Origin of the sequence: Paenibacillus sp. 481, assembly GCF_021223605.1 — a bacterium.
Lineage (GTDB): Bacteria > Bacillota > Bacilli > Paenibacillales > Paenibacillaceae > Paenibacillus_B.
Genome location: NZ_CP075175.1, coordinates 4,876,599 through 4,891,923 on the forward strand (window position 1 = coordinate 4,876,599; position 15,325 = coordinate 4,891,923).

The 15,325-nt window shown below is 46.6% G+C and carries 12 protein-coding genes and 1 pseudogene; 8 read left to right on the forward strand and 5 right to left on the reverse strand.

Features of this window, described 5'->3' with window-relative positions; all coding sequences use genetic code 11:
• The first annotated feature begins 150 nt into the window (after positions 1 to 150).
• Positions 151 to 2,523, forward strand: a complete 2,373-nt coding sequence (locus KIK04_RS21365) for a type IA DNA topoisomerase (protein ID WP_232275639.1) — start codon at positions 151 to 153, stop codon at positions 2,521 to 2,523.
• Positions 2,524 to 2,580: 57 nt separating this feature from the next.
• On the opposite strand, the gene KIK04_RS21370 is transcribed toward KIK04_RS21365, so the two are convergent.
• From KIK04_RS21370 to KIK04_RS21380, 3 genes are all read right to left on the reverse strand, one after another.
• Positions 2,581 to 2,910: a BLB8/JUQZ-1 family protein gene (locus KIK04_RS21370; protein WP_232275641.1), complete on the reverse strand. Its 330-nt coding sequence runs from the start codon at positions 2,908 to 2,910 to the stop codon at positions 2,581 to 2,583.
• Positions 2,911 to 3,393: 483 nt separating this feature from the next.
• Positions 3,394 to 3,726 carry a BLB8/JUQZ-1 family protein gene (locus KIK04_RS21375; RefSeq protein ID WP_232275642.1) on the reverse strand — a complete coding sequence of 111 codons (333 nt, stop codon included), beginning with the start codon at positions 3,724 to 3,726 and terminating at the stop codon, positions 3,394 to 3,396.
• Between the two features lie 228 nt (positions 3,727 to 3,954).
• Positions 3,955 to 4,605 (reverse strand): metal-dependent hydrolase, encoded by a 651-nt coding sequence (locus KIK04_RS21380; protein WP_232275643.1) that lies wholly within the window; start codon positions 4,603 to 4,605, stop codon positions 3,955 to 3,957.
• A gap of 211 nt (positions 4,606 to 4,816) precedes the next feature.
• On the opposite strand from KIK04_RS21380, the gene KIK04_RS21385 reads away from it, so the two are divergent.
• Entirely contained in the window at positions 4,817 to 6,022 is a 1,206-nt protein-coding gene (locus KIK04_RS21385; protein WP_232275645.1) for a bacillibactin exporter BcbE, read from the forward strand.
• Positions 6,023 to 6,134: 112 nt separating this feature from the next.
• Here the strand turns inward: KIK04_RS21385 and KIK04_RS21390 are convergent, their stop codons facing one another.
• Positions 6,135 to 6,437 (reverse strand): YerC/YecD family TrpR-related protein, encoded by a 303-nt coding sequence (locus tag KIK04_RS21390; protein WP_232275647.1) that lies wholly within the window; start codon positions 6,435 to 6,437, stop codon positions 6,135 to 6,137.
• Positions 6,438 to 6,761: 324 nt separating this feature from the next.
• Between KIK04_RS21390 and hppD the strand changes: the two genes are divergently transcribed.
• The 6 genes and pseudogenes from hppD (at position 6,762) to KIK04_RS21420 (ending at position 13,554) form a co-directional block, all read left to right on the forward strand.
• The gene (gene hppD / locus KIK04_RS21395) at positions 6,762 to 7,874 is read left to right on the forward strand and encodes a 4-hydroxyphenylpyruvate dioxygenase (RefSeq protein ID WP_232275648.1); all 1,113 of its coding nucleotides are present in this window, start codon (positions 6,762 to 6,764) and stop codon (positions 7,872 to 7,874) included.
• Positions 7,875 to 7,967: 93 nt separating this feature from the next.
• The gene (locus tag KIK04_RS21400) at positions 7,968 to 9,149 is read left to right on the forward strand and encodes a homogentisate 1,2-dioxygenase (RefSeq protein ID WP_232275649.1); all 1,182 of its coding nucleotides are present in this window, start codon (positions 7,968 to 7,970) and stop codon (positions 9,147 to 9,149) included.
• Between the two features lie 29 nt (positions 9,150 to 9,178).
• Positions 9,179 to 9,865, forward strand: a pseudogene (locus tag KIK04_RS21405) (CoA transferase subunit A); the annotation flags it as partial.
• 220 nt (positions 9,866 to 10,085) lie between these two features.
• A complete protein-coding gene (locus tag KIK04_RS21410; RefSeq protein WP_232275651.1) occupies positions 10,086 to 10,748 on the forward strand; it encodes a 3-oxoacid CoA-transferase subunit B in 663 nt (220 codons plus the stop codon).
• A gap of 75 nt (positions 10,749 to 10,823) precedes the next feature.
• Positions 10,824 to 11,930 (forward strand): histidinol-phosphate transaminase, encoded by a 1,107-nt coding sequence (hisC, locus tag KIK04_RS21415; RefSeq protein ID WP_232275653.1) that lies wholly within the window; start codon positions 10,824 to 10,826, stop codon positions 11,928 to 11,930.
• 442 nt (positions 11,931 to 12,372) lie between these two features.
• Positions 12,373 to 13,554 (forward strand): acetyl-CoA C-acetyltransferase, encoded by a 1,182-nt coding sequence (locus KIK04_RS21420; protein ID WP_232275654.1) that lies wholly within the window; start codon positions 12,373 to 12,375, stop codon positions 13,552 to 13,554.
• Between the two features lie 182 nt (positions 13,555 to 13,736).
• Here the strand turns inward: KIK04_RS21420 and KIK04_RS21425 are convergent, their stop codons facing one another.
• Positions 13,737 to 15,143, reverse strand: a complete 1,407-nt coding sequence (locus tag KIK04_RS21425; protein ID WP_232275656.1) for an amino acid permease — start codon at positions 15,141 to 15,143, stop codon at positions 13,737 to 13,739.
• Positions 15,144 to 15,325: the final 182 nt, after the last annotated feature.

The window sequence follows — 15,325 nt, forward strand, 5'->3', positions numbered from 1 at the left end:
TTTATTCTCACCGAAGCCCGCGAAACGTTTTTTCCACATTCATTTTAATAGGCGTTCAACACTCCCTCATTGGACATCTGCAAAAATTCCTTTTATAGTATTTAGAGGCCCCTTATGTAATAAGGATAAAGGAGAGTTGACTCTACTCATATGAAAGTATTGGTCATAGCGGAAAAGCCTGATATGGGGCGAAATATCGCCGCCGCCATAGAACCTAAAGCGAAAAACAATCGAACGTATCTAGAAGGCGACACGTATATCATTACATGGGCAATCGGGCATCTCATCAGCTTGGCCGAGCCAGACGCCTACGATAAGAAATATAAAAAGTGGAACATTCAAGATCTGCCTATCATACCGGATGCCTTTAAATTAGTACCCAATCCGAAGACGCGTGATCAACTAAAAGTCATTGCAGAACTAGCTAAGCGCTGCAACATGCTTATCAACGCCTGCGATGCCGGGAGAGAAGGCCAGTACATTTTCTCTCTCATTCAACGACATTTAAAGCTTAAACATCCCGTCAAGCGGCTGTGGATTTCGGATTTAACGTCGGAGACGATTCGAAGAGGGTTTGCCGAATTAAAAGCAGGCTCCGATTATGACAACTTAACGAAAGCGGCGCGGGCACGAAGTGAAGCGGATTGGCTGATCGGAATGAACGGCTCGCGTGCTTTTACGACGAAACATAACGTACTTATCTCGGTAGGGCGGGTGCAGACCCCTGTGCTCGCGCTGCTGTATGATCGGAAAAAGGAAATCGAAGCTTTCCAATCGGCAACCTACTACGAGGTTGAGGCCCATTTTAAGCAGCAGGAAACGGATTATCGAGGATTGTGGCAAGGTGAAAAAGAAAAGCTAACAGATGCGGCTAAAGCTCAAGCGATTGCTACAAAAGTGAACGGCAAACGAGGTCAAGTCGTTCGTTACGATGTAAAAGATACGAAGGAATATCCTTTTAAGCTATATGATTTGACCTTGTTGCAGCGGGAGGCAAATGCGAAATTCGGCTTTTCAGCGAAAAAGACGTTGGATGTGGCGCAAGTCTTATACGAGAAACATAAAGTAATCAGCTATCCGCGTACGACATCCAATTATGTAACCGAGCAAAATATCCCCGAGATGCACAAGGCGCTTGACCAGCTTCGGTCGACAGCTTATGCAACGTTTGTGGAGCAGGCGGATAAGCGATTGGTGCATACGCACAATCGGGCTGTGTGCAATCCGACAAAGGTAGAGGATCATCACGCAATTTTGCCTACGCATCGTGTTGCTAAGAGCTTGGCTCCAGATGAGCAAAAAGTATACGATCTGATTGTGCGGCGATTTTTGGCGCACTTTTATCCGGCTGCGCAATATAAGGTGCATACGGTATTGACGGAAGTGGAGCAGGAGCCGTTTAAGAGTACGGTGAAGCAATTGGTTTCTTTAGGCTGGAAGGTGATTTATGCCGACCAAAAAAAGGAGAGCGCAAAGCCACGCAGCAAAGCGGATGCCGAGGAAGACGAGAAGAAGGGTGCTGAGGAAGAGCGAAGCACGCCGTTTCACTTGGATGCCTCGCTGGGGGTACATTGCGCGTCAAGCAGCGCTAAAGAGAAGCAAACGCAGCCGCCAAAGCCTTATACAGAGGGTACTTTGTTGAAGGCGATGGAAAGTGCAGGTAAGCAAATCGAGCACGAGGAAGTTCGTGAGGCGATGAAAGACTCTGGATTAGGCACGCCTGCGACGCGTGCTTCCATTATTGAGCGGTTAAAGCATGTAGGCTATGTCGTTATGAACAGCAAGAGCATTGCGTTAACGACAAAAGGCAGTACAGCGATTGAACTGATTCGAGGAGCGGGAGTTAACTTGTTAACTTCGCCGGAAATGACGGGGCAATGGGAGCGCAGGCTGTCGCAAATTGCGCGGGGAGAAGCGTCCGACGCTACGTTTATGGATGCGGTGCGTAAGTTTACGCTGCACGTTATTCAAAGTGTCGTCCAGCAAGTGCCTATTGCCTCGCATGTATTGGCTGAAATGCAAGCTGACAATAACGGAGGGCGCTCGGGCAAGGGAAAAGGAAAGAGTGCGAGCAAAGTGGGCAGCAGAAGTAAGACGAATGTGCCGCCTACGTCTGCTGACGGAAGTAGAGCTGGCCGCAACGGTGCTGCCGCACCTTCGCCTCGTGTGGCTTCACAGCAAGCTGTCTCAGCAAGCAGACAAGCTGTGAACGCGAACGAGTCAAATGGTGGCATGGCCAAGAGTGCTTCGTCATATGGGTCTTGCCCACGTGCAGGCTGTGGCGGGACGGTAATTGCGGGCCGTAAAGGTTACGGTTGCTCGCATTACAAGCAAGGCTGTAAGTTCGTTGTCTGGAAAAATAACTTGTCCGTCGGCAAGACTATTTCGGAAACGATGCTGCGTGAGTTGCTGGAAAAAGGGGAGACAAAACGTTTGCAGTTCAAACAAGGAACGGAAACGGTTAAGGGCCGACTCGTCTGGGCGCATCGTGATTCAGGACAGTTAAAAATCGTACGTGAATAAACGAATAATAGGAGATTCTACCGCGGTAGAATCTCCTATTATTTCGTTATCACACAATTAAAGTACGCGAATGTAAAAGATAAAGTTTAATTTCCCGCTTCTATTATATCCATAGACTGTAGCATTTCCCGATTTTAATCCTTTGAGCAAGCCAAAACCACCAAGTGATACGTTATTGTGTCCATTCGCTACTTTATACCGAGTAGAACCTGACAAGATAGTGGACTGTCCTTGTCTCAAAAGTACATTGCGAGTCTGTACAAATGACGATTCTACTTGCTCTTGGATCGTATCAGACTGTGGTCTTACTTCAGCTGCTGATGCAGTACCTCCCATAATGCCAAGCACAAGAGCGGATGTGAGCAGCATTGTTGTAAACTTTTTCAAAGTTAAAAACCTCCTATTAAATGGAATCTAATACAGGTAGATATTAGCATATTATACTTAGATGATCAAATATTAAAATTAAAATAAAATATAGTTTAATGTAGAAAAATTAGAGATTTAAATTATTTAAAAGTAGATACCAAATCAAAATATCCTATTCAGTAGTAGGGTATTTTAATTTGGTATTTTGTTATGAGATTGAGGGCCGGAAACGATCAAGGGTTGGCTCGTCTGGGTGCATCGTGATTTGGGGCAGTTGATAATGGTGAGAGATGAAATACATGAATGGAGAAATACAAAATTGCATGGATCCATCGAGCGAATAGTTATGAGGTGCAAGTAATAAAGACTGTACTCTAAAGTAGTCAATCTACGAAAGAATACAGTCTTTCTGTGTACAATTGGGTTATACTTTGTGTGTGGTGAACTGATTGTTGTAGCTGTATCTAAGGAGAGTTAATGAATGTTAATGAACAGAAAGTATCAGAAGGAGACTGTGATGTTATAAGTATGTGAGTGTATTCCACGACGGTCATATCCGTAAACTTGGGCAATTCCTCGGCTCAGACCTGTGATTTTTCCAAGATAAGAAAGGGATACGACGTAATATCCACTTTTGATGCTGTAACGGGCAGAAATCACAGGTAAGTACTTAGACTCTCCCTTTTTAAGACTTACATGCGTATTGATCACGAGTGGCTTTATTTGTTCCTTGCTCGTGTGAACGGTGGGATTCACTTCCGCAGCTGATGCATTTCCTCCCATTGTTCCGAGTACAAGAGCAGATGAGAGCAACGCTATTATCGCCTTCTTCACATCCAACAACCTCCTAATAAATGGTTTATTATTCAAGGCGAATACTATCATAATCTACTAAAAATATCAATTGTGAAATTATATATAGTTTAATATAGAAATATTATTATTTAATGTATTTTGTTCCATTGTAAAAGAGTAGAGGGAAGCATAAAAATCCCCCTCTAAATAGTGGGGGATTTTAAATGTTAATGGGTGTGAAATTGGTAATCGCGTAATTCGACAAGCTTATCGCGATAAAGGAATCCTAACCTTCTTCTTAGAAATCGGGTAAAACCATTTAACCCCACGTGGCGTTAGACTATCTGCCAGCAAATGCGAAAAATAGCCCGCCGTTGCTACAAATGCGATGCCTTCTACTTGCAAGTGCTGCTCCAAGCCCCATCCAATTGCGCCCCAAAATAACAGGGCCCACACCGTGTGGGTCATGCCGCGATGCTTCATCCACGGAGCAATCGCGATAAAGATGCCAAAGCCGATTAGCCACGTTAGCATGGTTGCTAACCCGGCGTAAATCATAGCGCAGCCGATTAAGCTTACAAGCACGTTGCGAATATTTCCTTCCTTGGTCACAAAGCCTAATAGGCAGACAAGCAGCGCTATCGTTGTGAACTCCGGATAAGCCTGACCATACACAACATACAAAATCGTGACACCTGCAGACAGCAAGACGCCAATCCACAAAATAAACTCACGCAGCAGCTTTGAAATTTTGCCAAGTTTGCTGCTTAGGATGCTTGGGCCGTCTAGATCTGCGCTAAGTGCAGAGAAGGAAGCGATGGTGACGTACAAGGCAGCACTCTTTAACGAAAAAGGGTAATATGCTGTTGCAGCAACGCCAATTGCGGCACCGATCGCGAGATGTGTCGTTCCTTTCATGTTTACGGTTCCACCTTTATGTAGGACTAGAATGAATAGACAAACATATGTTTGCGTTTTGATTATACATGCATATGCTGTAGGCTGACAACCCACGCCTATGAAATTGTTCCTTTGCTGCATAAATGTAATTGAATTGGAGCATTTTACTTGGAGGATGAATGTGTAAAAATGGTGAGCAAACCCGAGGGGAACCAATGGAGGTAATCACTTGCAACACAATAAGCGACTTGATTTGTTAGCGCTAGCCTCGATTCCGCTAATTATGACGCTCGGGAACTCGATGCTCATTCCTGTGTTGCCGGAAATTCGCAGACAGCTTAAAGTTAGTGATTTTCAATCCAGTATGTTAATTACGGTATATTCCGTCATGGCCATCTTACTCATCCCTGCGGCGGGATATTTGTCAGATCGGCTAGGGCGCAAAGTGGTCATCATCCCGAGTCTAATCATTGCGGGAATTGGTGGAGCGGTATGCGGTGCAGCCGCTGTATGGCTGGACAATTCGTACTCCGTCATATTAGGCGGACGAGTATTGCAAGGGATTGGAGCGGCAGGGGCTATGCCCATTGTGCTTCCGCTCGTAGGAGATATGTTCAAGAGCGAGGAGGACGTTAGCGCCGGCCTAGGCATTGTAGAAACGGCGAATACGTTCGGTAAAGTATTAAGCCCGATACTCGGATCAGCACTCGTGCTGATCGCGTGGTACGTACCCTTTTGGACGATTCCTGTCATGTGCCTCATCTCCATCGTGCTTGTAATATGTTTAGTGAAGCAGCCTAAAAAAACGGAGAAGAAGCCGCAGCCACTGCGTCAGTTTCTACACTCAACGTGGCAGTTGTTGAAACAAAATGGACGCTGGCTGTCGGCACTGTTTGCAATTGGCGGTATGGCGATGTTTGTCTTGTTTGGACTACTGTTCTACTTATCTGAAACGTTAGAAGAAACGCACCATTACAAAGGTATAGTAAAGGGCTGTATTTTGGCCATCCCTTTGGCCGTGCTATGTACGGCCTCCTACATCACAGGGAAGTGCATTGGAGAAAAAAAGCCGCTCATGAAATGGATTATGGTAAGCGGCTGCTTCCTAGCAGCGAGCGCAATTGTAGGTTGTCTGTTTTCGCGGTCTGTGGTCAGTCTCATTGCCTGGATGAGCGTGGCAGGATTAGGACTGGGTGCATCATTGCCTTGCTTGGATAGCTTCATTACAGAGGGGATCGAAAAAGAGCAACGAGGCACGATTAGCTCCCTCTATAGCAGCATGCGCTTTGCTGGTGTGGCCGCGGGTCCTCCTGTGGCGTCATTGTTAATGAGCCCTTCCAATAAGCCGTTATTTTATACGATGGCCGCTGTAAGCGCGACGGCGTGTGCATTGGCACTGTTTGCGATTAGGACGAGCCGCAGCACAGAACAATAGGTGAAGCAATATGAGCTGTACGATCTTACGATCGTAAGGAGCAACGCGATAAGGCTGATCGCATAAAAGTCGGATGTGACTTTAGCGCAGCCTTATTGTATCGTATAGAAGATCATGATTGTGTGCGAGCTGCGAGTCTTTCCAGCATGAGTTTATAACTGCCGTTACCGTGCTGAAGACTACGTTTAATACGCGAAATAATGGCTGTACTTGCGCCAGTTGTCACTTCAATTTCCAAATAAGTACTACCATGTAGTAGCATTTTGGCAACTTGCAGCCGCTGCGATAACGTTTGAATTTCTTTCGTTGTCGTTAAATCCTCGAAAAATGCGTAGCATTCTTCTTTATTTTCCAGCATTAACATCACATCGAACAATTGCTCCATGTTAGCATCATCTACCTTTTTCAAAACCATGCTCGTTATCAACTCCAGACGGAAGAAATGTAAACTGACGAAGATGTTTGTTTCATTCTTTGTTTGACACGATTGGAACAAATCCTGCTATTTTATTTGAAAAAATTCACTTTTCACATTTTTTCACACATTTCCGCAACTTTCTACCGGTCTTCACATCGTTTGTTAGTCGCGCACACGCTTCAGCGCAGCTAAGCAAAGGCGCGTTTGAGAGCGTTTGCAAGCGCGCAAGTTCGCGTCCATGCATGTTTTTGCTATTTATTGGAATACGTTCTATACTGACATCGTTGACCATGGAAGAAGAAGCGAAATGGAGGATGTCAGATGAAAAAAGAAGCGGTGACCGACCAAACGGTGCAAGAAGTGTTTCCTATTCAAGATATTGATTACATTGAATTATATGTTGGAAATGCGAAGCAAGCTGCTCATTATTACGCGTCAGCATTCGGATTTCGTCCGGTTGCTTATGCGGGCCTAGAGACAGGCAACCGTGAGCAAGTATCTTACATGTTAGAGCAGAACAAAATTCGCTTCGTCATTACCGGCTCTTTATCCGATCATCATCCGATTGCCGAGTTTACGAAAAAGCACGGCGACGGTGTGAAAGATGTCGCTTTACGTGTGGATAACGTTGAGAAGGCTTACAATGATGCGCTGTCCCGTGGAGGAATTGGTATTATGGCTCCGGCCGTTTACTCAGATGAGCATGGTACCGTGACAAAAGCGATTATTGGCACGTACGGGGATACGATTCACACGCTAATTGAGCGTGACGCTTACAGCGGTTTATTTTTACCAGGGTATCAAGCCATTGACTCGGTGACGTCTTGCCCGACAGCTGGACTTGTCGGGGTTGATCATGTTGTCGGTAATGTAGAGCATATGGAAGAATGGGTTGCATACTATGAAAATGTAATGGGCTTTAAGCAAATGATTCATTTTGATGATGAAGATATAAGTACAGAATATTCCGCTTTGATGTCCAAGGTGATGTACAATGGAGGACGGATTAAGTTCCCGATTAACGAGCCGGCTACGGCTAAGCGCAAATCACAAATTCAAGAATATCTTGAATATTATAATGGAGCAGGTGTGCAGCACTTGGCGCTGCTCACCAATGATATTGTTGCGACCGTTAAGCAGCTGCGAGCAAACGGGGTCGAATTTTTGAATACACCAGATTCGTACTATGACATGTTGACCGAACGAGTCGGTCGCATTGATGAAGATATAGATAAGCTCAAGGAGCTAAAAATTTTAGTCGATCGTGATGACGAGGGCTATTTGCTGCAAATTTTTACGAAACCGCTTGTGGATAGACCGACTTTGTTTTTTGAAATTATTCAGCGTAAGGGCGCGATCGGCTTTGGGGAAGGTAATTTTAAGGCGTTATTTGAGTCGATTGAGCGCGAGCAGGAACGGCGTGGCAATTTGTAGAATGATAGATTGAAGCAAGGTGCTAGTAAAGAGGTAGTCGAATAGGTTTGTGAATCGGGGGACGATTGCACAAATCGAAAGGAGGCCATTGCTGTGGCGTACTATCGTCAGTTAGGGAACATTCCAGCCAAACGACATACCGCGTTTCGCAAGGAAGACGGAACGTTGTTTCGTGAACAAGTAATGGGGACGAAAGGGTTCTCAGGCATTCAATCTATTTTATACCATCACAATCCGCCAACGGCTGTCAGTCGAGCAGAGCTTCACGCGAAGTTCGAAATCGAATACGAAGAGGACGGGGCGCTTCGTCATCGTCATCTGCTCACTAGCGAATGTACGGAAACGGGTGATGCAGTAGCGGGCAGACGCTACATGTTAGGCAATGAAGATGTATTAATTGCGATTGCAAATGTAACGGAGAAGATGGATTACTACTATCGCAATGGCGACGGAGATGAGCTGTTGTTCGTGCATGATGGAACAGGCACGGTGGAAACGATGTACGGCACGCTTCGTTACGAGGCAGGTGACTACATTATGCTACCCATCGGAACGATTTATCGTGTGTTGCCGGATGAAGGGGCGTCTAAGCTGCTTGTCGTGGAGACGAATAGCTGGATTACGACACCTAAACGTTACCGCAACGCATACGGCCAGCTGCTTGAACATAGCCCGTTCTGCGAACGCGATTTCCGCGGCCCTGAGCAGCTCGATACGCGGGTGGAGCAGGGGGAGTTCACCGTTAGAACGAAATCGCGAGGCTATTTGCACAATCATCTATTTAACCATCATCCGCTCGACGTTGTCGGTTGGGACGGGTATTTGTATCCATGGATTTTTAATATTCGTGATTTTGAACCGATTACAGGCCGCATTCATATGCCGCCGCCGATTCATCAAACGTTTGAGGGCAACAACTTTGTTATTTGCTCCTTCGTTCCTCGTATGTACGACTACCATCCAGAGGCCATTCCGGCACCCTATTATCATAGCAATGTAGACAGCGATGAAGTGCTTTATTATGTCAGAGGCAATTTTATGAGCCGCAAAGGTGTGAAGGAAGGCTCGATTACGCTGCATCCATCAGGTATTCCACACGGGCCGCATCCAGGCAAGGTTGAAGATAGTATTGGTAAAAAAGAGACGTTAGAGCTGGCCGTTATGATCGATACGTTTCGTCCGCTGCGTGTGGTGAAGCAGGCGCTCTTATATGAAGACGAACGGTATATGTACAGTTGGTGCATTCCCTCACAGCAGCCAAATTCAACCGTGTAGCAAAATGGAGAAAAGGGAGCGAACATGCCATGGTGAACGGGAAAGTGGGAGCTGCTTTTGAAGCAGCAATCGCAGATATTCAGGATGGGGCAACGCTCATTGTTGGGGGATTCGGCTTATGCGGAATCCCTGAACAAGCTATATTAGCGCTGCGTGATCGCGGAGTGAAAGATTTGACCATCGTAAGCAATAATTGCGGTGTCGATGATTGGGGGCTCGGATTGCTGCTGGCGAATCGTCAAATTAAAAAGATGATTTCCTCGTATGTAGGGGAGAACAAAATTTTTGAGCAGCAATTTTTGAGTGGAGAGCTGGAAGTTGAGCTTGTTCCGCAAGGCACGTTAGCGGAAAGAATTCGAGCAGGTGGGGCGGGAATCCCTGCTTTTTATACGGCGACAGGTGTCGGTACGGTCGTTGCGGAAGGTAAAGAGCATAAGCAATTTCATGGCCGAACTTACGTGCTGGAAGAAGCGATCGTCGGTGACTTTGCGTTAGTGAAAGCATGGAAGGCTGACAAACTTGGCAATTTAATATATCGGTACACGGCGCGTAATTTTAATCCTTTAGCTGCTGCTGCTGGAAAAATAACGATTGCCGAAGTGGAGGAACTGGTAGAGGTTGGGGAACTCGACGCGAATGCCATTCATACGCCGAGTATTTATGTGCAGCGCGTGCTCGTTGGGACATATGAGAAGCGCATTGAGCGGCGCACCGTAGTGCCTGCTGCCACGACAGCGCATACGTTGGAATCAGAAGGCATTCTCTCCGTTGCCTCAACTACCGAAACTATCGAAACTATCGAAACTATCGAAACTACCAAGACTGCGGCAACGGCCACAACGGCCACAACGGCCACAACTGCCTTGAATGAACACACGAGTGCACATCGTACGGGATCTAGCTCTGTATCAACTTCCGCGGAACGGGGGGATTAAGATGAAAGATGTACGTAGGCTCATCGTGAAACGAGCAGTACAAGAAATTAAGGATGGCATGAACGTCAATTTGGGAATCGGGATGCCGACCCTGATCGCTGGCGAAATTCCATCGCAATTCAATGTGCTGCTGCAATCGGAAAATGGCTTGCTTGGCATCGGTCCTTATCCGGTTGCAGGTACCGAGGATGCCGATAACATTAATGCCGGCAAAGAAACCGTTACGGCTGTATGCGGCGCCTCTTATTTTGATAGTGCCGAATCGTTCGCCATGATTCGTGGCGGTCATATTGATCTAGCCATTTTAGGTGGAATGGAAGTTTCCGAGCATGGCGACTTGGCTAACTGGATGATACCTGGAAAAATGGTCAAAGGGATGGGCGGTGCGATGGATCTCGTAAGCGGGGCTAAACGCATCGTCGTCATTATGGAGCATGTAAACAAACATGGCGAGTCTAAAATTAAACGGCAATGTACCCTTCCACTTACAGGCTGTCGCGTTGTACACCGCTTAATTACTGATTTGGCCGTATTTGATTTTACGGATGAAGGCATGGTACTGGTTGAAACGCTGCACGGAATTAGCGTGGAAGATGTGAAGCGACAGACAGAAGCTTCGTTCATCCTTAGCAAAGAGCTTATTCACATGGGCCCTTCGGTATGACAACGCGCAAGCACTCAGAAGTATCGAATAGATAGGATCTAGTAGTAGGGGAAATGAGAGGTAGGAGGGCTCTAAATGCACATCACGCACAACATTCCAACGCGTAAAGAAATCGAGCATTTGGGCGTGTACGTGCCTGGAAAGCCGATTGAAGAAGTAAAAAGAGAGCTTGGCCTAGAGCGAATCGCAAAGCTAGCGTCGAACGAAAATCCGTACGGCTGCTCAGACTTAGCAACGCAAGCTATGATTCGCGAAGTAGGGAAAGCGTCACTGTATCCAGAGGGAACAGCGCCTGACTTAGTTGAGAAACTGGGAGCAAAGCTAGGTGTTTCTAAAGAATCTATTATTGTCGGCAATGGATCTGACGAAATTATCCGCCTCCTGACTCGCAGTTATATATCTGCTGGCGATGAAGCTATTATGGCGGACGTCACATTCCCGCGTTACGAAACGAATGTACAGATTGAAGGTGGGGTACCAATTACCGTACCGCTTACGAATGGTGTACATGATTTGGCTAGTATGTTAAGCAGGATCACCTCAGCGACAAAAATGATCTTTATTTGTAACCCTAACAATCCGACCGGAACGATCGTTGCAGCGCAGGAATTGCTGTCATTTATCGAACAAGTGCCTTCACATATACTCGTTGTCATTGATGAAGCTTACTATGAATACGTAACCGATAAGACTTATCTGCACACGATTCCGCTGCTAGCCAAGCATTCTAATCTGATCATTTTACGCACATTTTCTAAAATTTATGGTCTGGCAGCGCTGCGGATCGGCTATGGTGTCATGCATCCTACGATTGTGCAAGCGCTCATTAAAGTCAAAGAGCCCTTTAATACGAATCGTTTGGCGCAGGCAGCAGCAGTTGCCTCGCTTGAGGATGAATCATTCGCAGTACAATGTGCGCAGCGGAATGAAGCGGGTAGAACTTTTTTGCAGGCTGAACTAGCAAAGTTAGGCTTAGCCTGTTATCCGTCGCAAGCAAACTTTTTAATGGTAAAGCTCGGTGAGGGTAGGCAAGGGCATGATCTATTTCAAGCGCTATTGGCGCATGGTGTTATCGTTCGTTCTGGCAATTTACTTGGATATGCAGACACGATTCGAGTGTCGATAGGAACGGAGCAAGAAAATGAACAATTCATTCATGCATTGCAAGACATTTGGGGCTAGCCGTAAGCGTTAGCATGGCTTGATAATTGAATGACTGAATGACTGAATGACTGAATGACTGAATGACTGAATGACTGAATGACTGAATGACTGAATGACTGAATGACTGAATGACTGAATGACTGAAAAACAGCTGCCTTCATTAGTTGTCTTTTTGGAATGGACATATCGGGGGGAATTGTCTTTCAAATAGGAGACACATTTTCTCAGAGCAGATACACGCGCTCACATTTTTAGTAACACAAGATGTAGTGCTCTTGCGGAAACTGAGTCGCGTATATAGATGAATCACGCAATGGTCTCGGCCGGAGCTACTTTTAGGTTTGATGTCCACTTTTGTGTAGACAATGTCTAAGTATTTGTCCACGCTGGAAGAACATTTTTCTGCTGATGCTGTTGATATATACATGAAGCTTGAACTTAAACGTAAATGAGGTGCGTCATGACAGATGTAGTTATAGCGAGTGCAGTTCGCACGCCTATTGGCTCGTTTATGGGTGGATTAAGTCGGGTGCCGGCTGTTGATTTGGCAGCTCTGGTCATTAAAGAGTCGCTAGCGCGCGCTGGTGTGTCACCTAAAGAGGTTGAGGAAGTCATGATGGGGCACGTATTACAAGCAGGGCTTGGACAAGGAACTGCTCGTCAAGCTGCACTACGGGCAGGGGTAAGTTACGATGTGCCAGCTATGACGATTAATAAAATTTGCGGTTCTGGACTGAAAGCAGTCATTTTAGCGGCTCAAGCCATAAAGGCGGGCGACGCGGAGCTAATAGTCGCAGGCGGCATGGAAAATATGTCACAAGCTCCTTATTTGCTGCAACAAGGTCGCACTGGATATCGCTTAGGGAATGGGGAAATGGTAGACAGTATTACGAAAGATGGGCTTACGTGTGCAATGAATAATATTCATATGGGAATGACAGCAGAAAATATGGCTGAAAAGTATCAGATTACGCGTGAGCAACAGGATGCGTTTGCATTAATGAGTCAGCAGCGGGCTGAACAAGCAGTGGATCAGCAGCGTTTTGCGGATGAGTTGGTGCATGTCGTTTATCAAGACAAGAAAGGGAACACGATTACGATTGACAGTGATGAGTACCCGCGTCGAGGTCTAACGATGGACGCACTTGCGAAGTTGAAGCCCGCATTTCAACCAGGGGGCACGGTAACAGCAGGCAACGCGTCTGGTATTAATGACGGTGCGGCGGCGATTGTCGTATGCACGGCGCGTAAAGCAAAGGAACTCGGCCTTACGGTGCTGGCGCGTATTCGAGCTTACGCCTCAACGGGTGTCGATCCGACTATAATGGGCATCGGCCCAGTATCTGCTTCACAGGCTGCGCTGCAAAAGGCGGGCATGTCCATACAAGATATTGAGCTGGCCGAAGTGAATGAGGCTTTTGCAGCGCAATCGATTGCTGTCATACGTGAATTGGCATTGAATCCGGACATTGTCAATGTTAACGGTGGCGCAATTGCGCTTGGGCATCCGATTGGCGCGAGTGGTGCGCGAATTCTCGTGACCTTGCTGCACGAAATGAAGCGCCGACAGGCAGCAACAGGCTTAGCAACGCTCTGCGTCGGTGGAGGACACGGTGTGGCAGTTATTGTGGAACGTGTGTAAGATTTTAGCCTAATCTAAACCTAAACCTAAACTAAACCATTGACGATCATAAAAATAAAGCCAAAGCTACCACCATAAACGGAACGGCCCCCATCATGTGTCACATTAACGGGATCAGTTCTAAGGTAGCCTTGGCTTTACGCTTGCCTGCTGTAGGCCAACTTGCTGTGTGCTTGCTTGCGTTAGTGTAAGCTAGATTTCGAAACAGATTGCGCATCGTTTTTCGATTGCTTATGGAACCCTCTTCCATAGTACGTGAGTAATAACAAGAAGAGCCACGCGGTGCCGACATATAAAGCGATGCGGGTTACCGGACTAATGGCCATGATGACGACAACGCCGATTAAAAAGGCAAGTGTAGCGTATGAGCTGTAAGGTGCCCATGGCATTTTACTTGTCAGTTGGCTTCGCTCTTCGATAGATAGACGTTTGCGAAATTGGATTTGGGATAGCAAAATGATGGACCATGTCCAGATGGCGCCAAAGGTTGATATACTTGTTACCCAAGCAAATGCTTGCTCTGGTACGATGTAGTTAAGGACGACGCCGACGAGCAAAGCTGCGGCAGAGGCGAGAATGGCAATGCTCGGCACACCCGCTCTGCTGAGCCGCACGAACTTAGGCGAGGCCTCCCGCTGTTCGGCCAAGTTAAACAGCATGCGTCCTGTGCTAAAGATGCCGCTATTGCACGAAGACAGCGCCGCGGTCAGGACGACAAAATTAATAATTCCCGCTGCACTAGGAATACCGATTTTTTCGAAAGTCATTACAAAAGGACTTCCTTTAACACCAAGCTCGTTCCAAGGATAAATCGAGAGCATTACGAATAAAGCTCCCACATAAAAAATAAGAATTCGCCAAAACACACTATTAATTGCTCGTGTAATAGCTGTTCTTGGGTTCTTGACTTCGCCAGCGGTCACCCCGATCATTTCAACACCAAGGTAGGCAAACATGACCATTTGTAAAGATAGGAGCACACCTTCAAATCCGTTCGGGAAAAATCCACCGTGCTCCCACAAGTTGCTAATTCCAACAGCAACGCCATTATTCGCAACTCCGAACAAAATAATCGCTAAGCCCGTCAAAATCATCAGGATAATGGCTACGATTTTGATGAGCGCGAACCAGAACTCCAACTCACCAAACGCTTTTACGGCTAGCAAGTTGATAGCGCTCATAAGAAGAAGTGCGAACAAGGCCCACAACCACCGTGGAATATCGGGATACCAGTACTCCATATATACACCAACGGCAGTGATTTCTGCCATACACGTGACGACCCACAGAAACCAATAGTTCCACCCTGTTAAATAGCCAGCCACAGGTCCTAAATAATTGCGCGCATAGCGGCTGAACGATCCCGCTACAGGTTGATGAACCGCCATTTCACCGAGCGCCCGCATAATAAAATAAATAGCCAGCCCGCCAAGAGCGTAGGCCAAAATAATTCCTGGCCCAGCAAGCTTAATGGCCGAAGCCGAGCCGAGAAACAAGCCGACACCAATGGCGGCGCCTAAAGACATTAGCGTAATATGCCGCTGGTTCAACCCGCGATGAAGCTCGTGGCGGTTCTGTTGATTATCCATCTGTTATCCTCCCTAAAACGGCTTATTTCCCATTAATATTGACAACGCTTACATTCTGGCATTTCCATTTGTGGGCCTACACCGTACAAGATGCATATGCGCATAAGAAGCGGGCAATGACAGTTAGCCGTATATTCGCCGTATAAAACATTGGGTCAACCAGCCCCCAGGGAGGTGGTGAG